The following is a 20,237-nucleotide window of genomic DNA, read 5'->3' on the forward strand; positions in this document are numbered from 1 at the left end:
TCGGCCTTCTCGGCCTTCTCGGCCTTCTCGGTTCATGAACGGCGTGGTGGTCACGGACCCTCCCTGGGTCTTCGGACAGAACCGGGCTACGCCCGGCGCCTGGGCACGGACATGAGGTAGGCGAGCACGGCCAGCACGCGACGGTTGTCGTCGTCGGAGGGCGCGAGCTCCAGCTTGGTGAAGATGCTGGTGCTGTGCTTGGACACGGCCTTCTCGCTGATGAAGAGCCGGTTCGCGATGGCGCTGTTGGAGCGTCCCTCGGCCATGAGCTCGAGCACCTGGCGTTCCCGCTCGGTGAGCCCGGACAGGGGTTCGCGTTCGGCACGGCTGCGGCGACCGAGCAGCTTGGTGACCACTTCGGGGTCCATGACCGTGCCGCCCGCGGCGACCGTACGGATCACGTCGACGAACTGGTCGTCGCTGAACACCCGGTCCTTGAGCAGGTAGCCGACCCCTCCGGCCTGGTCGGCGAGCAGCTCCTGGGCGTAGATCTGCTCGACGTACTGCGAGAGCAGCAGAATCGGCAGCCCGGGTATCCGTTCGCGGGCGGACAGCGCCGCACGGAGTCCGTCGTCGGTGTGGGTGGGCGGCAGCCTGATGTCCACGATCGCGAGGTCCGGCCGGAACTCCAGCAGCGCGTCGAGCAGGCCCGGCGCGCTGTCGGTGGCCGCCACGATCTCGAACCCACGCGCCTTCAGGAGCCTGACCAGCCCCTCCCGGAGCAGGAAGAGATCCTCCGCGACGACTACGCGCACGGGACCTCCATGACCACGATCGTCGGGCCCCCGGGCGGGCTGCTGACCGCCAGGATGCCGTCGAAGGCCGCCAGCCGTCGTTCCACCCCCGCCAGCCCGGTGCCCCGGGCGGGATCCGCGCCGCCCACCCCGTCGTCGACCACCTCGATGCGCAGCAGCCCGTCCGCGTGGACCATGCGGATCTGGAGGGCATGCGCCGAGGCGTGCCGGACGGCGTTGGTGACCACCTCGGCGACGGCGAAGTAGCAGGCCGACTCCAGCGGGGCGGCGAGCCGCCCGGGCAGATCGATCTCGGTCTCACACGGCAGGGGCAGGTCCAGTGCGAGCGCCCGGACCGCCTCCCCGAGGCCCCGGTCGGCCAGCATCGGCGGGTGCATCCCCCTGATCAGGCCGCGAAGTTCCTCCAGTGCCGCCGCCGAGGCGACACGGGCCTCCACGACGAGTGCGGCGGCCTCGTGCGGATCGCTGTGGATCATCTCCTCGGCGACCCGGAGGTTCATCCCGATGGTGACCAGCCGTCCCTGTGCGCCGTCATGCAGGTCCCGCTCGATCCTGCGCAGCTCCGCGGCCGCGGAGCTGACCGCATCGGCCCGTGTCTCGGTCAGCTCCACCACCCGCCGGGCCAGCGCCGGGTCCGGCCCCCGACCGAGCAGCCGACCGGCATCCACCAGCACGGTCCTCGGCAGCAGCCACAGCCCGAGGGCCAGCAGCACCGCCCCCTGGATGCCGCCGAGGACCGACGCATGGTGGGCAATCTCCAGGGGGAGGGACGGCGCCGGCCCGGGCGGGGAGCCGAACTTCCGTACCACCACCAGGTGTTGTCCGAACCCGCTCTGGGCGACGTCGTACGCCCCGATCCCCACCAGCCCCAGGACAGCCAGGTTCGCCGCCGCCCTGGGCCACCGCACCAGCCCGGCCACGACGGCCGCCAGCAGCGCCAGCCCCACCAGGTAACCCACCACTGCCGGCCCGATCCCGGTGCCCGGTGACGCGAACTGCCACAGATCGAGACCGAGCAGGTCACCGGTCATCACCACGACGGCGGGCAGCAGCAGGGCCCAGCGCGCGGAGCTCGACGCGCCGGCTCCGGCCAGACGCGCGGGCCTGCCGTTCGCCGGCCGGAGCAGAGCCGCACCGGCGAAGGCGGCGAGCACCGGCACGCACACACAGCCCACCAGGACGTTCAGCAGTGTCTGCCCATAGCCGGCAGAGGAATGCGTGAGCCAGTACGTCCATTCCAGCAGTTCGCCGGTCACCGCCGCGACCACGGGCAGCACCCACCGCCTGGGCACGCTCGCCGAGGTGAGCAGCGCGGTGGCCAGCAGGCCGGCCATCAGCAGCGCCGCCGGGAGCAGCCCGTCGGGTTGCAGATCCGGCACGGTGACGACGTAGCCGCCCGGTCCGGCGGAGTTGTGCAGAGCGAACAGCAGGGTCGGCACACTGCCGTACGCGGCCGTACCCACCAGCCCCGCCACGACCGGCCAGCCGATCCGCCCGGCCGGTCGCGCGGCACGCGCCGGCCGGTCCCGCGCCTGCTCCGCCCTGAACGCCAGCACGGCGCAGACCGCGGTCAACACCACGATCACGCCCGCCGGCCAGGGCGCCCCGCCCACCGGAAACGGCCACATATCCGCCCCTCGCCTCGTCTTCCTGGCCACGCGCCGTGGCCTGGAGATCATGCTGCTGCGAGGGGTCCGGCAAGCACCATGGGCCGAGACCTACTTCTGGGGTAGGCAAACACCTACCCGGCCGGAGAGGCTGATCGGCCGTCAGCGGATCTCGTCGAGCAGGCTCTGGAGCTTCTCCCGGACGGCCAGTGCCTTCCTGCGCAGGGAAGGGCAGCGAACTCCTCCGGCTCGGTGGCCGCCCGGATCACAACTCGTTCGGCGCACGCAGCGCGCACAGAGAGCCGCGCCACGTAACGATGGGCGCATCAGCACGTCTCCGGCCTCTTCGGCCAGAAGCTCGGGCTGCCTCTGACAAGGCAGAGCCGTCACCTCGTCGCCATCCGTCCGACCCGCACTTGTCAGACCCACACCCAACGGAGGCCGCCTTGGGACACGCTGTCGGTGATGTGCTGGGCCTGGCAGCCGGTGTCGCGGTCAGTCCCCTGCCCATCGTGGCGATCATCCTCATCCTGGCCACGCCCCGCGGTCGTCTCAACGGTCCGCTCTTCGCCCTCGGCTGGGTCCTCGGCCTCGCTGTCCTGGGAGGGGTCATGCTCGCCGTGGGAGGCTCGGGCAGCGCCTCCACCCACAAGCACCCGGCCACCTGGGTAGGGGCCCTGAAACTCGCCCTCGGCCTGCTCCTGGTTCTGTTCGGCGCCCGGCAGTGGCGGCGGCGCCCCGCCGACCCCTCCCAGGCGCAGTTGCCGAAGTGGATGGCCGCGATCGACCGCTTCACCCCGCTCAAGATCCTCGGACTCGGGCTCCTGCTGTCGGCGGCCAACGCCAAGAACGCCCCCCTGACCCTTGCCGCCGGTGCCTCGATCAGCTCGGCCGGAATCCCCCTCCCGCAACAGATCGGCGCACTCGCCGTCTTTGTGGTCATCGCCTCGGTCGGCGTACTCGCACCGCTCGCCGTCTACCTGCTCATGGGCGAACGAGCGAAAGGCGTGCTCAGCAACTGGCGAGACTGGGCCACGCGCCACAACGTCGCCGTCATGGCGGTTCTCTTCTTCGTCCTCGGCCTCAAGCTGCTCGGCGACGGCATCGGCATCGTCGCCTCTTGAACGAAGCAGCGCCCGAGCCGACCGAAGCCGACCCGGGCGCTGCGTAGCAGGTCAGAGGGGGTGTCCCCTCTCCCGCAGCCGTAGGCCCTGTGGGACTCGAACCCACAACCAATGGATTAAAAGTCCACTGCTCTGCCAATTGAGCTAAGGGCCCAGGCGATGTTGCCTGTCCGAGCATAGCCGGACGCGGCCGTGTCGCCGATCGGGTATCGGGGACACGGCCGCGTCAGAGTGCAGGATGGGGCGGGTGTGGTCAGTTTTCGGCCGGCTCGGGGGAGGTTCTGGCGGTGCGCGCCGGGTGCATGAACCAGTGGCGGGCCGAGGCCAGCCACCAGGCCGCCGCGAAGCCCAGGACGAACAGGACGGCGACCGGGGCGTAGTTGAAGGTCTTCCAGGTGACCGGGGAGACCTGGGGGAGCATGAAGAGGACGGTGATCACCGCGACCCAGGTCACCGACACGACCCCGACCGGGCGCGACCAGCGGCCCAGGTGCCACGGCCCGGGTTCGAACTCGTCCCCCTTTCGGACCCGCAGCAGGGTCGGGATGACGTACGCGATGTAGAGGCCGATCACCGCGATCGACGTCACCGCCGCGTAGGCCGTCGAGTTGATCAGGTACGGCAGGCCGAGCACCAGGGCGCCCAGCGCGGCCAGCCAGACCGCCGCGACGGGCGTGCGGGTGCGCGGGCTGACGGTGTGCCATACGTGGGAGTACGGGAGCGCGCCGTCGCGGGAAAAGGCGTAGATCATGCGGCTGTTGGCGGTCACCGAGGCCATGCCGCAGAAGAGCTGGGCGCCGATCACGACCAGCAGGAGCAGCTTGCCGGTCGTCGCGCCGAGCGCGTCCAGGAGGATCTGGGCGGGCGGCGCGCCGGTCGGGGACGCCAGCTCCTTGTCGTACGACTGGATCGCGAAGGTGAAGCCCAGCAGCAGCACGAACCCGGCGATCCACGACGTCCAGATCGAGCGGACGATGCCCTTCGGGCCCGCGATCGCCGCGTCGTGGGTCTCCTCCGTCATGTGGGCGGAGGCGTCGTAGCCGGTGAAGGTGTACTGGGCCATGAGGAGGCCGAGGAGCACGACGTAGGGGCCGCTGCTCCAGCCGGTCTCGTTGACGAACTTCGTGAAGACGAAGGACGCCGACCGGTGGTGGTCGGGGACGAACGCCAGCGCCCCGACGATCACCGCGACCCCGAGTACGTGCCACCACACGCTCACGCTGTTGAGGAAGGCGACGATCCGGACGCCGAAGGTGTTCAGCAGGCCGTGCAGGAGGAGGATCGCGGCGAAGAGGAGGACCGTGCGGCCCGGGGTCACCCGGAAGTCGAACTGGAGGTCCAGGTAGGCGCCGAGGAAGGAGGCGGCACCGAAGTCGATGCCCGCCGTCACGGCCACCTGCCCGAGCACGTTGAACCAGCCCGTGAACCACGCCCAGGCCGCCGCCGAGCGGGGCGGCGCCAGCCGGTGGGCCCAGAAGTACAGGCCGGCCGAGGTCGGGTACGCCGAGCAGATTTCGGCCATCGAGAGACCGACGAACAGCGTCATCAGGCCCACTGCCACCCATCCCCAGGTGATCACCGCGGGGCCTCCGGTGACCATCCCGAAGAGGTACAGGGTCAGGCAGCCGGACAGGACCGAGATGATCGTGAAGGAGACGGCGTAGTTCGAGAACGCCGACATCCGGCGGGCGAGAACCTGGGTGTAACCGAGCTGGGCCAGCCGATCCTCGTCCGACAGCCCACTCACTCTGGCGTCATCTGTCATGCCCCCAGCAATTCCCTCGCCGGGGGCGTGACATGCATCACATACAGCTAGAAGCTGACTAAAAGATGCCCTTGTAGCCGCCCCAGCCGGTCGCGATCCGCGTCCGGGCGCTGAACGACCCCTTCCCGTCCCCGTCGTTGCGGTACAGATTGCCCGCGGAGTCCCGCTCGACCAGGTCGTTCTTCCCGTCACCGGTGATGTCCCCGATGCCGACGATCACGTTGTAGGAGGCACCCCAGTCCGAGAAGACCTTCACCCGGTCCTTCAACAGGCCCGTCCCCGTGCCGTCGTAACGCCACAGCGTCCCGGCCTTGTCCCGGGCCAAGACGTCGCCGTAGCCGTCACCGTTCAGGTCACCGGCGCCCACGATCTTCGTGTAGCCGGTCCACGCCGAACGGATCTTCACGCCCGCCTTGAGCCCGCTGGCGCCGTCGCCGGCGAAGAGATACACGTCGCCGGTCGATGCCTTGCGGGCCAGCAGGTCGGTGCGGCCGTCGCCGGTGAGGTCGCCGGGGGCGGTGAGCACGTTGTAGGCGCCCCAGCCCGTGCCGAGGGAGGTGTGGCTGTTCGACGGCGTGTACGTTCCGGAGCACTTGCCCACGTAGCGGCGCAGCTCGCCGCTCGGCATACGCACCAGCAGCTCGGCGCAGCGGTCGGCGCCCATGTCGCCGAACGGGACGGCGAGGATGCCCGCGGGCCAGCCTGCGCCCGTGCTCTTCCAGTCGAAGGTGCCCTTGCCCTCGGTGTAGTGCAAGGTCAGCCCGCCCGAGGAGTTGAGGGTGAGCAGATCGCCGTAGCTGTAGCCCGACAGGTCGTGGTGGCCCATGCGACCGCCGATGAACGAGATCGTCCCGCCGGTGGTGTACGTGCCGGTCCCCTCCGCCGCGGTGGCGGTCAGGGTCCAGGTCTTGAGGCCGTTGTACGCGTACGCGCCCGAGTCGGTCTTTCCGTCCCAGGACAGGTCGATGGCCGCGCCGCTGCCCTTGATCGTGCGCTCGGTGCGGCCCGTGACGTCCTTCACCCTGAAGGTCCAGTCGGCCGGCTTGTTCAGCTGCCAGACGCTGTCCCAGGTGGTGTTCGCGCCGTTGCGACCCTTGGCATCCGCGTACTCGTCGTCCAGGTCCGACTCGATCTTCGCGAGCGGCTGGGTGGGCACCCCGCTCGGCACAATCCGGATCGCCTGGTCCGGGCCGACGTACGCGATGTCGCCGCCGAACTTGTCCACCGTCCACGTCAACCGCCGCTGGTCGGCCGTGGTTCCGCCCGGAAGGTCGGCGACCGCGCGTGCGGCCGCGGCGGTTCCGGTGTGGAAGTCCGTCAGCATCAGCTTGCCGGCACTCCGGTCGTGCTGGACGAGGTATCCGTCGCCGACGAGGGCGGGGCCGGACGGCACCTTGATGTTCTTCTTCGCCGTGCGGTCGTAGACACCCGCCACGCCGGCCGGACCGCAGTTCCAGTAGATCCAGCGGCCGACGACCTGCAACTCCTTGACCGTGCAGGGCGCGCCGGTGGAGACCGTCTGAACCGTCTTCTTCGTCTCCAGGTCGTACGCGGTGACGGCCCCGCTGCCCGGACCGGGGGTCCACAGCAGCGAACCCCACACGGAGGCGGCGGTGACGGCACGGGTCAGCCGCACATCCTCGGTGCGGTACGTGCTCACGGCGTCGACGTACTGCTTGCCGGTGGAGGCGGCGTCGTAGACGAAGTAGCGGCCGGTGGTGTCCACGAACCGGCCGCCGGTGACCGCCGGTTCGTTCCACGAGTGGTACGTGTTCGGGGACGTCCAGATCTCGGCGCGTTCGCTGCCGGTCGGGTCCACGTGGAAGTAGCCGACGTTTCCGTTGCCGGTGGAGCGCAGCGGCACACAGGTCCCGGCGTCGCAGGGCACCCGCTCCAGATGCGCGTCGTTCGCGGAGGTGCCGGCGAAACCGCGGGTGGTCTGCTCCAGGACCGTGGAGCCGTCGGGTGAGATCTGCCGGCCGACGACGTACTGGAGACCGTTCGGGCGCGTCTCGACGGTCGTCAGGAAGCCGCCCGCGTAGTCGATGCCCCACACCCCGTCCGTCTGGACGGGTGTGGGTGCGGTGTCCGCGGCTGCCGGGCCGGCGGTGGTCAGCGAGCCGGCGCCCAGGGCAGCCAGGCTCGCGAGGGTCAGGGCGATCCGGCCGCGCCGGACCAGGGCGGAGCGCGCGTGCACACGCCGAGACAAGGTTCCCTCCCCGGGGAAGCGGGAAAGGCATGGCGGCGGCGAAGTCCCCCAGTCGGCCGCGCTGTCCATGCCAAGTGGAGGGATGCTAGCGCAAAGGGCCCGTACGACCGGAGTCGTACGGGCCCTTGTCAGGTCACTCGGTGTCAGCCGTTGCGCTTCCAGCGCGGCTTGTCCTCGCGGCGGCCGAAGGAGCCGGAGCCGCGGTGGTCGTCACGACGGCCGTAGGGGCGCTCGTGGCCGCCGGAGCGGAAGCCCGGACGGTCGTCGCGGCGGTCGCGGTTGAACGGCCGGTCGCTGCCCCGGTGCCCACCGCGCTCGTCCCGGCGGAAACCGCCGCGGTCGCCGCCGCGGTCGCCGCCGCGGTCGTCACGACGCTCGAAGCCACGGTCGCGGTCACGGTCGAACGGGCGGCGGTCGTCACGGCGCTCGAAACCACGGCCACCACGGTCACCGCCACGGTCGTCGCGGCGCTCGAAGCCACGGCCACCGCGGTCGTCACGGCGCTCGAAGCCGCGGTCGCGGTCACGGTCACGGTCGAACGGACGGCGGTCGTCACGACGGTCGTCGCGGCGCTCGAAGGTGCGGCCACCACGGTCGTCGCGGCGCTCGAAGCCACGGTCGCGGTCCCGGTCACGGTCGAACGGACGGCGGTCGTCACGACGCTCGAAACCACGGCCACCACGGTCACCGCCACGGTCGTCACGGCGCTCGAAGCCACGGCCGCCACGGTCACCGCCGCGGTCCTCGCGGCGCTCGAAGCCGCGCCGCTCCCGGCGCTCGTACGACCCCTCAGCCGCCGGACGCTCCTCGAGCTCGGCCGGCTCCTCCGCCACGGACGCCTCGGTCACGGCCTCCGCCGCGGACGCCTGGGCCTCGGCCACCGCGGCCTCCGGGTCCTCGCCGCGCTCGCGGGCGACCCGGGCGACCAGCCGGTCGGCCTCCTCGCGCAGCTCGGCGGCGCGGCGCTGGGCGCGCTCCAGCTGCTTGGTGAGCTGGGCGACCTCACGCTCGGCCTGCTGGGCGGCGTTGGCGGCGGACTCGGACTGGACCTCGGTCATGGAGCGGGCGCCGGTGATCTCGGCGACCTCCGGGTCGAAGGCGGCGCCGCCCTGGATGATGTGGCGGCCGGCGTCGACGCCCGCGTCCTCCATCAGGCGGAAGATCTGGCGGCGCTGGTGCGGCAGGGACAGGGAGACGACCGTGCCCGTACGACCGGCACGCGCGGTGCGGCCCGCGCGGTGCAGGTAGTCCTTGTGGTCGCCGGCCGGGTCGACGTTCAGGACGAGGTCGATGCCGTCGACGTGGATACCGCGGGCCGCGACGTCCGTGGCGACGAGGACGTTGACGTAACCGTCCTTGAAGTCGGCCAGCGTGCGCGTGCGGGCGCCCTGGGTCATGCCGCCGTGCAGCGCGTCGGCCTTCACGCCCGCCTCGCGCAGCTGCTCGGCGACGCGGTCGGCGCCCAGCTGGGTGCGGACGAAGATGATCGTGCGGCCCTTGCGGGAGGCGATCGCGGCCGTGACCGGCGCCTTGTCCTTGGGCTTCACGATGAGGATGTGGTGGGACATGGTCGTCACCGCACCCTGGGCCGCGTCCACCTCGTGCGAGACGGGGCTGTTCAGGTAGCGGTCGACGAGGGTCTGGATCTCGTTCTCCATGGTGGCGGAGAAGAGCATGCGCTGGCCGCCCGCGGGGACCTGGTCGAGCAGCTCGGTGACCTCGGGCAGGAAGCCCAGGTCGGACATCTGGTCGGCCTCGTCGAGGACGGCGATCTGCACGTCCTCCAGGGAGCAGGCGCCGCGGTTGATGATGTCGCGCAGACGGCCCGGGGTGGCGACGAGGATGTCGACGCCGCGCTCCAGGGCGTAGATCTGGTTGCCCATCGACGTACCGCCGCAGACGACCTTCATCTTCAGGCCGACGACGTCGCCGTACGGCTGGAGGGCGTCGGCGACCTGCATGGCCAGCTCGCGGGTCGGGGTGAGGATGACGGCGCGGGGCCGCTTCTTCTCGGTACGGCCGCCGGCCAGCTGGGCCAGGGTCGGCAGGCCGAAGGAGAGGGTCTTGCCGGAGCCGGTGCGGCCACGGCCGAGGATGTCCTTGCCGGCCAGGGCGTCCGGGATGGTCGCGGCCTGGATCGGGAAGGGGGTGGTCACGCCGTTCTGCGCGAGCTTGCGCACGACACCCTCGGGCAGGCCGAGGTCGGCGAAGGTGATCTGGGGGGTGGTGTCAGCGGCCTCGACGGCCTCGGTGACCTCGGTCGTCACGTCCACGAGCTCGTTGTCGTTCTCGGGCATGACGATCTGATCAGTACTGGACACGGACATGCGTATGCGAAACCTTCCGGAGTCTCTTCGGCACGCGCCCGTCAACTCCGTGCTTCGCATACGACCGCCTCAATGCGGTCCGCCACGGCAAAGGAGAGTACGCGCCACACGGCGCGCTCTGCGGTGGCGCCGGGCAAATGGGATCAAACGATCTACCACCATACGCACCCACCACCCCCGAAGGCAAACCCGATCCCCCGCCCACAGGTGAGACTTCCTTCACTCCGCAGGTCGGCACGCCCGCCCTCCTGCGTCGGCGCGCCCGCCCGCTCACGCCGGGACGCCCGCCGCGGGCGCCGGCTCCCGCTCGACCAGCTGCGGTCCCGTCGCCTCGTGGGCCGAGGAGGACGGCTCGGCCGACGGCGGCTCCGTGCTGGCCGGGGGCGGGGTGGGCGCGGGCGGCTCGGGGGGCGGGGTGGAGGAGGTCGGGGGCGTCGGGTCGGGCTGGGCCGGTGCCGGGTCCCCCGGCTGGACGGGCTTCCCCGACTTCGGCTTCCCCGGCTTTCCGGGGGCCGCCGACGCGCTGTCCGTCCCCGACGGGCTCGCCGAGGCGGAGGCCGACTCCCCGGGCTTCCTCTTCCCGCCGTGCCCGTGCCTGCCGTCGTCCGCCCCGCCGCCCCCGGGACCCCCTCCGCCGCCGACCGGGCCGTCGTCCGGCGCCACCCCGCCGTGCTGCCCCGACGAGTGCGGGGGCTTGGCCCCGCCGGCGTCATCGCCCACGTTCACGCATCCTGCGGCAGTGGCGACGGCCAGTATCGCGACAGCGAGACGGGCGGGTACGTACAAGGGGCGCACGGCGGCCACCTCCGGAGGCAAGGAGAGGATTCAACCTCCCCAACTCCCGCCGCACGCAAGAGGACACGCGCCCCGCCCACATCGCGCACCCGGGTCGCCTCACCCGTACCCCAGCGCATGCAGCCGCGCGTCACCGATGCCGAAGTGGTGGGCGATCTCGTGGACCACGGTCACCTCGGTCTCGGCGACGACGTCCTCCCGGCTGCCGCACATCCGCAGCGTCGGCCCCCGGTAGATGGTGATCCGGTCCGGCAGGACACCTGCGTACCACTCGCCGCGCTCCGTCAGCGGGGTCCCTTCGTAGAGCCCGAGCAGCTCGGGATCCTCGGCGGGCGGCTCGTCCTCGACGAACACCGCGACGTTGTCCATCAGCCGTGTCAGCTCCGGCGGAATCCGGTCGAGCGCCTCGGCGACCAGTTCCTCGAACTCCTCGCGCGTCATCTCCAGCACAGGGCCATTGTCCGGTACGGATGCCGCATATCCACCGTGGGACTTGGGCATACGCGACCAATGGCCCGCACCTCCCTCGCAGCCCTGAGCAGCCTGCTGAACCGGGCCGGCCCCCGAACCGCGGGACCCGGCCCCGCAGGCGCCCCGCGAACGGCCTCCCGGACCTGGAACCGGCCGCCCGCGCCCGCCCCTGGCTGAGCGCGCTGGGCCTGACCGCGGTGGTGCTCGCCGGTGCCTGGCTGGGCCTGCTGATCGTCGGGAACGTACGGGCGTCGGTCGGCCCCATGGACACGACCATGGCGCTGCGCCCCTCCCTCACCGGCGGCACGAGGATCAACGTCTCCCCGCTGGGCGCGCTGACCCTGGACAGCCATGTCGCCCCGGTCCGTCTGGACGTCAACGTCGACCAGCTCGACCCGCTGCGCTCCCAGGCCCTGGTCGACCACCCCGAACGGCTCTCCGGCCTCCAGGACGAGGTCGCCCGGGACGTCGAGCACGGCACGCTCGACCTGGCCGTACGCTCCTGCGTCGCCGTCGTCTCCGGCGCGGCGGCCCTCGGTCTCGCCGTCTACCGCCGCCCGCGCCGGGCGCTCGCGGCCGGCGGACTGGCTTTCGCGCTCCTCGCCGCCTCGGGCGCGTCGGCGTACGCCACCTGGAACCCGGAGTCGGTCCTGGAGCCGCGGTACTCCGGGCTGCTGTCCTCGGCGCCGTCCCTGATCGGCAACGCGCGCAGCATCGTCACCGAATTCGACGTCTACCAGAAGGAGTTGGCCCGCCTGGTGACGAACGTGACGAAGCTGTACGACGTCACGTCCACGCTCCCGGCCTACCAGCCGGACCCGAGCACCATCCGGGTCCTGCACGTGTCGGACATCCACCTCAACCCGGCGAGCTGGAAGATCATCGGCTCGCTCGTGGAGCAGTACAAGGTGGACGTGATCGTCGACTCCGGCGACACGATGGATCACGGTGCGGCGGCGGAGAACGGCTTCCTGGACCCGGTCGCGGACCTGGGCGTGCCGTACGTCTGGGTCCGCGGCAACCACGACTCCGCGGCCACCCAGCGCTACCTGGCGCGCATGAGGAACGTGCACGTCCTGGACGACGGCCGGGCGGAGACGGTCGCGGGCCTGCGCTTCGCGGGCATGGGCGACCCGCAGTACACCCCGGACCGCTCGGTGACCCCCGGCGGGAACGCGGCCGAGGAGCTGGCGGGCGACCGCCTGGCCGCCGGCCTGCGGGACCAGCGGGCGGCAGGCACCCCGGTGGACGTGGCGATCGCCCACGAACCGTCGGCGGCGCGCGAGACGGACGGCACGGTGCCGCTGGTCCTGTGCGGACATCTGCACCACCAGGGCACCGAGATGCTGCGGTACGGCACCCGGCTGCGGATGGAGGGTTCGACGGGCGGCAGCGGCCTGCGCGCGGTGGAGGGCAAGTACCCGGACCCGATCGAGGCCTCGATCCTCTACTTCGACCGCGACACCCGCCGCCTCCAGGCCTGGGACGAGATCAGACTGGGCGGCCTGGGCCTGACGACAGCCGAGGTCAGCCGCCACCTCCCGGAGGAGAACCTGCCAGGTGCGACCCGGCCCCCCACCCCGCCTTCGCCACCGGGGTCGTAAACCGTTTTGGCGATCCTCCCCGCCATCCCATATGCTTCTCACGTCCCCGACGCGCTGAGGAAGCGCCCAGGCGGGCCGATAGCCCTCATCGTCTAGCGGCCTAGGACGCCGCCCTTTCAAGGCGGTAGCACGGGTTCGAATCCCGTTGGGGGCACGCAACACCTTGTGCGACACTGTCGTACGAAAGCTTGGTCCTGTGGAGCAGTTTGGAGTGCTCGCCACCCTGTCAAGGTGGAGGCCGCGGGTTCAAATCCCGTCAGGACCGCTGAGGTTTCACGTGAAACCTCGTGGCTGGGTAGCTCAGTTGGTACGAGCGATCGCCTGAAAAGCGATAGGTCGCCGGTTCGACCCCGGCCCCAGCCACAACCAGAAGGCCCCGTTCATCCGAACGGGGCCTTCGCCGTATAGGCACGGAGTTTCGGCACGGGGGAGGCAGTGATGGCAGAGGACTTCCGCGGCTTCGAGATCGTCCGCCGGGGTTACGACCGCGCGCAGGTGGACGCGTATCTGTCGCAGCTGGCCGCAGGAACGGCACCCGAGGCGCCGCCTGCTTTCGACATCGTCCGGCGCGGGTATGACCGTACGCAGGTGGACGTGCGTGTCGCGGAGCTGCGAGGCGGGGGACGATGAGCCGGGACGAGACCAGGGCCATTCGGGACACCGATCTGGAGAAGGACAGGGCCCGGTACGGGCTGCTGGCGGTCGTCGTCAGCAATCTCGCCATCGCCGGGGTCGCGATCTTCGGCGTGTGGCGGCTCCACGGGGACAGGTCCGTGATCGTCGGCGTGCTGACTGCCGCCTTCACCGCCGTGAGCAGCATGACCACCGCCTACCTGGGCATCAAGGCCGTCTCCAACACCGCCAGGTCGATCGCCCTCGGCGACACATCGGCACGGCAGCAGCAGCACGTGCCGCCTCCGCCGCAGGGGCACGCACCGCCCGCCCAGCGGACCTCGTAAGCCCTGGCCGACGGGCCGGGAGCAAATCGTTCGCCAGTGATTTCCCTGAGGTGAGATCCTGGAACGCGTATGTCTACGCATCCCGCCCCCGCCCTCGGCACCCTTGCCTCCCGCCTGACCGAGCTGTCGCTGCGCGACGCACACCGGCTCGGCAGGCGGCTCGAAGGTGCGCGCAAGATCCGCAAGCCGGAGGCCCGTGCCGCCGTCCTCGCCGAGATCGAGGGCGAGGTCGGCAGGGCCGAGGCACAGATGGAGGGGCGCCGCACCCGCGTGCCCGCCATCACGTACCCCGAGCAGCTGCCCGTCAGCCAGAAGAAGGACGTGATCGCCGAGGCCATCCGCGATCACCAGGTCGTCATCGTCGCCGGCGAGACCGGGTCCGGAAAGACCACGCAGATCCCGAAGATCTGCATGGAGCTGGGCCGCGGCGTGCGCGGCATGATCGGGCACACCCAGCCCCGCCGTATCGCCGCCCGGACCGTCGCCGAGCGCGTGGCGGAGGAGCTGCGGACGCCTCTCGGCGAGGCCGTCGGCTGGAAGGTCCGCTTCACCGACCAGGTCAACCCGGACGCCACCTTCATCAAGCTGATGACGGACGGCATCCTGCTCGCCGAGATCCAGACCGACCGCGAGCTGCGCGCCTACGACACGATCATCATCGACGAGGCCCACGAGCGGTCCCTCAACATCGACTTCCTGCTCGGATACCTCGCGCAGCTGCTGCCGCGCAGGCCCGACCTCAAGGTCGTCATCACCTCCGCGACCATCGACCCCGAGCGCTTCTCCCGGCACTTCGGCGATGCCCCGATCGTCGAGGTCAGCGGGCGTACCTATCCGGTCGAGGTCCGTTACCGGCCGCTCCTCGAAGAGGACTCCGAGGACGCCGACCGGGACCAGATCACCGCCATCACCGACGCCGTCGAGGAGCTGATGGCGGAGGGGAAGGGCGACATCCTCGTCTTTCTCTCCGGCGAGCGGGAGATCCGGGACACCGCGGACGCCCTGGAGAAGAAGAAGTACCCCCGCGCCGGAGGCGCTAATTGGCAGGGCACCGAGGTCCTGCCGCTCTACGCCCGGCTCTCCCACGCCGAGCAGCACCGGGTCTTCCAGCCGCACACCGGGCGCAGGATCGTTCTGGCGACCAACGTCGCCGAGACCTCTCTGACGGTCCCCGGGATCAAGTACGTCATCGACCCCGGCTTCGCCCGCATCAGCCGCTACAGCCACCGCACCAAGGTCCAGCGGCTGCCCATCGAGGCGATCTCGCAGGCCAGCGCCAACCAGCGCAAGGGCCGCTCCGGCCGTACCAGCGACGGCATCTGCATCCGGCTCTACTCCGAGGACGACTTCCTCGCCCGCCCAGAGTTCACCGACCCCGAGATCCTGCGGACGAACCTCGCCTCCGTCATCCTGCAGATGACCGCGGCCGGACTCGGCGACATCGAGAAGTTCCCCTTCATCGACCCGCCGGACCACCGCAACATCCGCGACGGCGTCCAGCTGCTCCAGGAGCTGCACGCGCTGGACCCGGCCCAGAAGGACCCGCGCAAGCGCCTCACCGACACCGGCCGCAAGCTGGCGCAGCTGCCCGTCGACCCCCGCCTGGCCCGCATGGTCCTGGAGGCCGACAAGAACGGCTGTGTCCGCGAGGTCATGGTCATCGCCGCCGCGCTGTCCATCCAGGACCCGCGCGAGCGCCCGGCCGAGAAGCAGGTCCAGGCCGACCAGCAGCACGCCCGCTTCAAGGACGAGACCAGCGACTTCCTGGCGTACCTGAACCTGTGGCGGTACATCCGCGAGCAGCAGAAGGAACGGGGTTCCAGCTCCTTCCGCCGGATGTGCAAGCAGGAGTACCTGAACTTCCTGCGCATCCGTGAGTGGCAGGACATCTACACCCAGCTGCGTACGGTCGCCAAGCAGATGGGCATCCACATCGAGGAGCCCTCGGCGGGTACTGACGCCCCCGCCGACCGCATCCATGCCTCCCTCCTCGCCGGCCTCCTCTCCCACATCGGGATGAAGGACGTGAAGGACGGCAACAAGAACGAGTACCTGGGCGCCCGCAGCGCCAAGTTCGCGATCTTCCCGGGCTCGGCGCTGTTCCGGAAGCAGCCCCGGTTCGTGATGTCGGCGGAGCTGGTGGAGACGAGCCGGCTGTGGGCGCGGGTCAACGCCAAGATCGAGCCCGAGTGGGTCGAGCCGCTGGCCGACCACCTCCTCAAGCGGACGTACAGCGAACCGCACTGGGAGAAGGACCAGGCGGCCGTCATGGCGTACGAGAAGGTGACGCTGTACGGCGTCCCGATCGTCGCCCAGCGCAAGGTGAACTACGGCCGGATCGACCCCGCGGTCTCGCGTGAGCTGTTCATCCGCAACGCGCTGGTCGAGGGCGACTGGCGTACGCACCACAAGTTCTACGCGGACAACCGGAAGCTCCTCAGCGAGGTCGAGGAGCTGGAGCACCGGGCCCGCCGCCGGGACATCGTCGTGGACGACGAGACGCTCTTCGACTTCTACGACCAGCGGGTGCCCGAACATGTCGTCTCCGGCGCCCACTTCGACTCCTGGTGGAAGCGGAAGCGGCACGAGCAGCCGGACTACCTGGACTTCGAGCGGGAGATGCTCATCCGGGAGTCGGCGGAGGCGGTCACGAAGGCCGACTATCCGGACAGCTGGCGGCAGGGGCAGCTCAAGTTCCGGGTGACGTACCAGTTCGAGCCGGGCGCGGACGCGGACGGTGTAACGGTCCACGTCCCGCTCCAGGTCCTCAACCAGGTCACCGACGAGGGCTTCGACTGGCAGATCCCGGGCCTGAGGGAGGAGCTGGTCACCGAGCTGATCCGCTCCCTCCCCAAGCCCATCCGCCGTAACTACGTGCCCGCGCCCAACTATGCGAAGTCGTTCCTGGAGAAGGCGGTGCCCCTTCAGGAGCCGCTGACGGTGACGATGGCGCGGGAACTGAAGCGCATGGTCGGCGTGCCCTTCGAGGCGGACGACTTCGACTGGGCGAGGGTCCCCGACCACCTCCGGATCACCTTCCGGATCGTCGACGAGCGGCGCCGCAAGCTCGCGGAGGACAAGGACCTGGAGGCGCTGAAGCTGCGCCTGAAGCCGAAGGCGAGGCAGGCTCTCTCCCAGGCGGCGGCAGCGACCGCTGAACGCCAGGGCGGGGAGTCCCTGGAGCGCAAGGGCCTGACCGACTGGACGATCGGGACCCTCACCCGGGTCTTCGAGACGCGCCGGGCCGGGCAGCCGGTGAAGGCGTACCCGGCGCTGGTGGACGACGGCGACACGGTCTCCGTACGCCTCTTCGACACGGAGGCGGAGCAGGCGGAAGCCATGTGGAAGGGCACGCGCCGGCTGATCCTGCGCAACATCCCGGTGAACCCGGCGAAGTTCGCCTCGGAGAAGCTGACGAACGCCCAGAAGCTCGCCCTGTCCTCGAACCCGCACGGCTCGATCCAGGCGCTGTTCGACGACTGTGCGATGGCGGCGGCGGACAAGCTGATCGCCGACTTCGGCGGGCCGGTGTGGGACGAGGAGTCGTACCGGAAGCTGTACGACAAGGTGCGCGCGGAGATCGTGGACACGACGGTCCGTACGGTCGCCCAGGTGCAGCAGGTCCTGGCGGCCTGGCAGGCCTGTGAGCGCCGTCTGAAGGCCGTGCGCAGCCCCGCGCTGCTGGCGAACCTCACGGACGTCCGCAAGCAGCTGGACGCCCTTGTGAAGCCCGGTTTCGTGACGTGGGCGGGGATACGCCGCCTGCCCGACCTGATGCGCTATCTGGTGGCCGCGGACCGGCGCCTGCAGCAGATGCCGACCGGGGTCCAGCGGGACACCACCCGCATGGAGAAGGTCCACGAGATGCAGGACGAGTACGCCTGGCTCCTGGAACAGCTGCCGCAGGGACGGCCGGTGCCGCAGCAGGTGCTGGACATCCGCTGGATGCTCGAGGAACTGCGGGTCAGCTATTTCGCCCACGCGCTGGGCACGGCGTACCCCGTCTCGGACAAGCGGATCGTGAAGGCGATCGACGCGGCCGTCCCGTAATCACCCGTGTACAGGGGGTGAGTTCGACCAGGGCCCTCACCCTCCTGTACAGTCCTTCTCGCAGCGCAACGCAGCAAGCCAAGCGCCGCGAAACCTGGTCCTGTGGAGCAGTTTGGAGTGCTCGCCACCCTGTCAAGGTGGAGGCCGCGGGTTCAAATCCCGTCAGGACCGCACAGTAAGGAAGGGCCCCCGAATCGGGGGCCCTTCTGCTGTTCCCGGCGCAGCCGTCCTCGGGGTTGACGGTGGCACGTTCGCTCGGTACCTAGAAACCAGGCCCCCCGTTCCCCTGTGCGGCCCCCGGAGGTGGCGTATGGCGGCATCGGTCAGGCATGAGACGCGGGCGCTCCTGAGGGCCCATCTGTCGGCCGCCTCGTCCTATCGGCACCTGACCCGCCGCTGCCCGATCTGCCTTCACCTGCAGCGGCTGGCGATGGACTCCGTCCCGCACGCCCCGGAGCGCCCCGAGGGGGAGGCCGGCGGGGACGAGAGTCCGCGTAGCGCGTGAGCGGACGGCGGCCCCAACACCCTTGTGTGCGTGGGACGCTGGAATGCGCGGTTCCACTAGCGCACGTCAGGCAGAGGCAGCAAGGCGCCGCTCGTGTGACGGGAGTCACCGAACCAGTTTTTGAAACTCCCGCTTTTACCCCTGCCCTACAACAGGTCAATTTAATATGTGCAATTGCACGGCGCTCGCGGCATCCCCTGCCACACCCGCCACTCCCGTCACCAGCACACACGCCCAACGCGCAGGCCCGGCACACAAAAAGATCGCGCTGGACCCGGCGGAGTCCAGCGCGATCGACGACGCACCCTGTGTCGCTTGCCTTGAAAGTCTTGTTCGGCTCGGGCGTGGGTCCTGTTGGGGCAGTTCCCGCGTCGCTTGGAGCTAGGGTTTCGGGCGCCTCGGCCGGATGGGGGACCAGCCGCTTTGCCCGGTTATTCGGTTGTTCAGGCCTCGCTGCGCTGCTGCGGGATACCCGCGAGCAGAGCGCGAACCTCGGCCTCGCGGTAGCGGCGGTGCCCGCCGAGCGTACGGATGGACGTGAGCTTGCCGGCCTTCGCCCACCGCGTGACCGTCTTGGGGTCGACGCGGAACATGGTGGCGACCTCAGCCGGGGTCAGCAGCGGCTCGGCATCAGGGGTGCGAGCGGTCATGAGCGGCCTCCTCGGGAGAACCGAACCTTCTCGGTTCTTTCCTCTAAATTCTGCACCTTGACCCGCGTTGCCCGAAATGGCGGACGCGAGTCGAGTCGGTTATAGGACGAACGGCTTGTCCTCGGCACTACAACTACACCATCTGTCCAGCCGCGTCGGCCAAACCGATGGAATTGCCCTCCCAGGTGTTCATCAGCGACGGAAGCCGATGGACCATGCCATAGCGGACAGTCACGCCACTGTGACGATCAGTCACAGGACGATCAGGAGTCACCAGACCCCCCAAAGCGTGCAATGCTGAGATTCCGCCCATGGTGGAGCATAGTTGGACGGACGGGACCCTCCCCGGGCCCCTTGTCCTATTTTGGCATGAGGGGCGGCAAGAGGCGCAAGAGCCGCGTAAGTGCCGTCCATCACCCTTGAGACAAAAGCCCGGATCGGGACCTACGTCCCGTCAGGTGGTCTAAGTGCGTAGACGGTACGCCGTTCGATGCCATTTCGACCGTGATGCACGTCACTTTGCGCGACTCAGTTCGACTCAGTTCGCGGAACGCAGGTCCCGCACCGCCCGCCACCGCTCCACCAGCCGCGCGTACGCCTCCCCCGCGGCCGTGCCGTCGCCCTGGCTCAACGCCTCGATGCCGGCGGCCACATCCGCCGCCGAGTGGTCGTCCTCCAGTTCGCCGGCCGGCACCACGTGCACCAGGCCGCCGTAGTCCAGCTCCACGAGCGCGCGCGGGTGGAACTCCTCCAGCCAGCGGCCGACGTCCACCAGGCCGTCGATCAGCGGCCCTTCCCCGACCGTGTCCTTCAGCGTGCGCAGCGCCCGCGCCACCCGCCGCCGGGCCTGCACCATCGGCGTGCGGTACCGCAGCAGCGGCGGCACCTCGCCGGTCCCCTTCTCGTACCGGCGCTCCTCGTCGGAGACCAGCACGAACCAGTTCAGCGGCACCTGCCAGGTGGCGGTGCGGATCCACGGGCGGGCGTCCGGGTTCCGGGCGAGCCAGCGCTCGTAGTCCTGCGCGGCCTGGTTGCGCACCACCTCCGGCAGCACCGCGTCCAGCAGCGGCGGCGGCAGCTCCGCGGTGAGGTCCTCCAGCGCCAGCCAGCCGCGCAGCCGGGTCCGCCAGGGGCACACACAGACCACCCCGTCGGTCTCCAGCACGAAGGCGTCGCCGCTCTCCTGCACCGGCACCGCGATCGGCGGGGTGGGCAGCAAGTCGGCGAGGGAGCGGCGCAGTTCGTCCTGGTACGAGGGGCGGTCGACGCGGCGGGCGTAGCGCGCCCAGTGGGTGCGCTCCGGCTCCGGGAAGGCGGCCAGCGGCTCGTAGACGCGCAGGTACGCGGCATAGGGGACGATCACCGAGGACACCTTGGGCACGCCTGCTCCCTCCCCACCGGACCCGCCGCTCAACC

At 70.3% G+C, this 20,237-nt stretch carries 15 protein-coding genes and 5 tRNA genes; 10 read left to right on the top strand and 10 right to left on the bottom strand.

Annotated features, from left to right (window positions below; translation table 11 throughout):
* Positions 1-86: 86 nt before the first annotated feature.
* Positions 87-755: a LuxR C-terminal-related transcriptional regulator gene (locus ACWD3E_RS38400; RefSeq protein WP_451392138.1), complete on the bottom strand. Its 669-nt coding sequence runs from the start codon at positions 753-755 to the stop codon at positions 87-89.
* Complete coding sequence (locus ACWD3E_RS38405; RefSeq protein ID WP_451392139.1) at positions 746-2,383, bottom strand: sensor histidine kinase; 1,638 nt, start codon at positions 2,381-2,383, stop codon at positions 746-748. The genes ACWD3E_RS38400 and ACWD3E_RS38405 overlap by 10 nt, the downstream gene beginning before the upstream one ends.
* Before the next feature lie 425 nt (positions 2,384-2,808).
* Between ACWD3E_RS38405 and ACWD3E_RS38410 the strand changes: the two genes are divergently transcribed.
* Entirely contained in the window at positions 2,809-3,486 is a 678-nt protein-coding gene (locus ACWD3E_RS38410) for a GAP family protein (RefSeq protein WP_451392140.1), read from the top strand.
* Positions 3,487-3,567: 81 nt separating this feature from the next.
* Here ACWD3E_RS38410 and ACWD3E_RS38415 read toward each other — a convergent pair.
* The 6 genes from ACWD3E_RS38415 to ACWD3E_RS38440 all read right to left on the bottom strand — a co-directional run bounded on the left by ACWD3E_RS38415 (position 3,568) and on the right by ACWD3E_RS38440 (position 11,032).
* A tRNA-Lys gene (locus tag ACWD3E_RS38415) sits at positions 3,568-3,640 on the bottom strand.
* 99 nt (positions 3,641-3,739) lie between these two features.
* Entirely contained in the window at positions 3,740-5,251 is a 1,512-nt protein-coding gene (locus tag ACWD3E_RS38420; RefSeq protein ID WP_451392141.1) for an amino acid permease, read from the bottom strand.
* A 58-nt stretch (positions 5,252-5,309) separates the two neighbouring features.
* Positions 5,310-7,460 (bottom strand): FG-GAP repeat domain-containing protein, encoded by a 2,151-nt coding sequence (locus ACWD3E_RS38425; RefSeq protein WP_451392142.1) that lies wholly within the window; start codon positions 7,458-7,460, stop codon positions 5,310-5,312.
* A 143-nt stretch (positions 7,461-7,603) separates the two neighbouring features.
* On the bottom strand, positions 7,604-9,787 hold the full coding sequence (locus ACWD3E_RS38430) for a DEAD/DEAH box helicase (RefSeq protein WP_451392143.1): 2,184 nt from the start codon (positions 9,785-9,787) through the stop codon (positions 7,604-7,606).
* A 270-nt stretch (positions 9,788-10,057) separates the two neighbouring features.
* Entirely contained in the window at positions 10,058-10,507 is a 450-nt protein-coding gene (locus ACWD3E_RS38435; protein WP_451392144.1) for a hypothetical protein, read from the bottom strand.
* Positions 10,508-10,681: 174 nt separating this feature from the next.
* Positions 10,682-11,032 (bottom strand): metallopeptidase family protein, encoded by a 351-nt coding sequence (locus ACWD3E_RS38440; RefSeq protein ID WP_451392145.1) that lies wholly within the window; start codon positions 11,030-11,032, stop codon positions 10,682-10,684.
* 20 nt (positions 11,033-11,052) lie between these two features.
* On the opposite strand from ACWD3E_RS38440, the gene ACWD3E_RS38445 reads away from it, so the two are divergent.
* The 9 genes from ACWD3E_RS38445 (at position 11,053) to ACWD3E_RS38485 (ending at position 18,171) form a co-directional block, all read left to right on the top strand.
* Positions 11,053-12,657: a metallophosphoesterase family protein gene (locus ACWD3E_RS38445; RefSeq protein ID WP_451392146.1), complete on the top strand. Its 1,605-nt coding sequence runs from the start codon at positions 11,053-11,055 to the stop codon at positions 12,655-12,657.
* An 81-nt stretch (positions 12,658-12,738) separates the two neighbouring features.
* Positions 12,739-12,811, top strand: a tRNA-Glu gene (locus ACWD3E_RS38450).
* Positions 12,812-12,847: 36 nt separating this feature from the next.
* Positions 12,848-12,922 (top strand) — tRNA-Asp (locus ACWD3E_RS38455).
* 24 nt (positions 12,923-12,946) lie between these two features.
* Positions 12,947-13,020, top strand: a tRNA-Phe gene (locus ACWD3E_RS38460).
* 75 nt (positions 13,021-13,095) lie between these two features.
* On the top strand, positions 13,096-13,287 hold the full coding sequence (locus ACWD3E_RS38465; protein WP_451349751.1) for a DivIVA domain-containing protein: 192 nt from the start codon (positions 13,096-13,098) through the stop codon (positions 13,285-13,287).
* Positions 13,284-13,616: a hypothetical protein gene (locus ACWD3E_RS38470; protein ID WP_451392147.1), complete on the top strand. Its 333-nt coding sequence runs from the start codon at positions 13,284-13,286 to the stop codon at positions 13,614-13,616. The genes ACWD3E_RS38465 and ACWD3E_RS38470 overlap by 4 nt, the downstream gene beginning before the upstream one ends.
* A gap of 69 nt (positions 13,617-13,685) precedes the next feature.
* Complete coding sequence (gene hrpA / locus ACWD3E_RS38475; protein WP_451392148.1) at positions 13,686-17,666, top strand: ATP-dependent RNA helicase HrpA; 3,981 nt, start codon at positions 13,686-13,688, stop codon at positions 17,664-17,666.
* A gap of 96 nt (positions 17,667-17,762) precedes the next feature.
* Positions 17,763-17,837, top strand: a tRNA-Asp gene (locus ACWD3E_RS38480).
* Positions 17,838-17,976: 139 nt separating this feature from the next.
* Positions 17,977-18,171, top strand: a complete 195-nt coding sequence (locus ACWD3E_RS38485; RefSeq protein WP_451392149.1) for a DUF6274 family protein — start codon at positions 17,977-17,979, stop codon at positions 18,169-18,171.
* Between the two features lie 443 nt (positions 18,172-18,614).
* Here the strand turns inward: ACWD3E_RS38485 and bldC are convergent, their stop codons facing one another.
* A complete protein-coding gene (gene bldC, locus ACWD3E_RS38490; protein WP_003949541.1) occupies positions 18,615-18,821 on the bottom strand; it encodes a developmental transcriptional regulator BldC in 207 nt (68 codons plus the stop codon).
* 538 nt (positions 18,822-19,359) lie between these two features.
* The gene (locus ACWD3E_RS38495; RefSeq protein ID WP_451392150.1) at positions 19,360-20,202 is read right to left on the bottom strand and encodes a hypothetical protein; all 843 of its coding nucleotides are present in this window, start codon (positions 20,200-20,202) and stop codon (positions 19,360-19,362) included.
* Positions 20,203-20,237: the final 35 nt, after the last annotated feature.

It is taken from the genome of Streptomyces sp. NPDC002676, assembly GCF_053592455.1.

What these genes read in the sequence shown, in the direction of transcription:
- ACWD3E_RS38405 (WP_451392139.1), bottom strand. Translation starts at nt 2,383, where the DNA reads ATGTGGCCGTTTCCGGTGGGCGGGGCGCCCTGGCCGGCGGGCGTGATC.
- ACWD3E_RS38420 (WP_451392141.1), bottom strand. Translation starts at nt 5,251, where the DNA reads ATGACAGATGACGCCAGAGTGAGTGGGCTGTCGGACGAGGATCGGCTG.
- ACWD3E_RS38430 (WP_451392143.1), bottom strand. Translation starts at nt 9,787, where the DNA reads ATGTCCGTGTCCAGTACTGATCAGATCGTCATGCCCGAGAACGACAAC.
- ACWD3E_RS38445 (WP_451392146.1), top strand. Translation starts at nt 11,053, where the DNA reads ATGCCGCATATCCACCGTGGGACTTGGGCATACGCGACCAATGGCCCG.
- ACWD3E_RS38465 (WP_451349751.1), top strand. Translation starts at nt 13,096, where the DNA reads ATGGCAGAGGACTTCCGCGGCTTCGAGATCGTCCGCCGGGGTTACGAC.
- ACWD3E_RS38470 (WP_451392147.1), top strand. Translation starts at nt 13,284, where the DNA reads ATGAGCCGGGACGAGACCAGGGCCATTCGGGACACCGATCTGGAGAAG.
- hrpA (WP_451392148.1), top strand. Translation starts at nt 13,686, where the DNA reads ATGTCTACGCATCCCGCCCCCGCCCTCGGCACCCTTGCCTCCCGCCTG.
- ACWD3E_RS38485 (WP_451392149.1), top strand. Translation starts at nt 17,977, where the DNA reads ATGGCGGCATCGGTCAGGCATGAGACGCGGGCGCTCCTGAGGGCCCAT.
- bldC (WP_003949541.1), bottom strand. Translation starts at nt 18,821, where the DNA reads ATGACCGCTCGCACCCCTGATGCCGAGCCGCTGCTGACCCCGGCTGAG.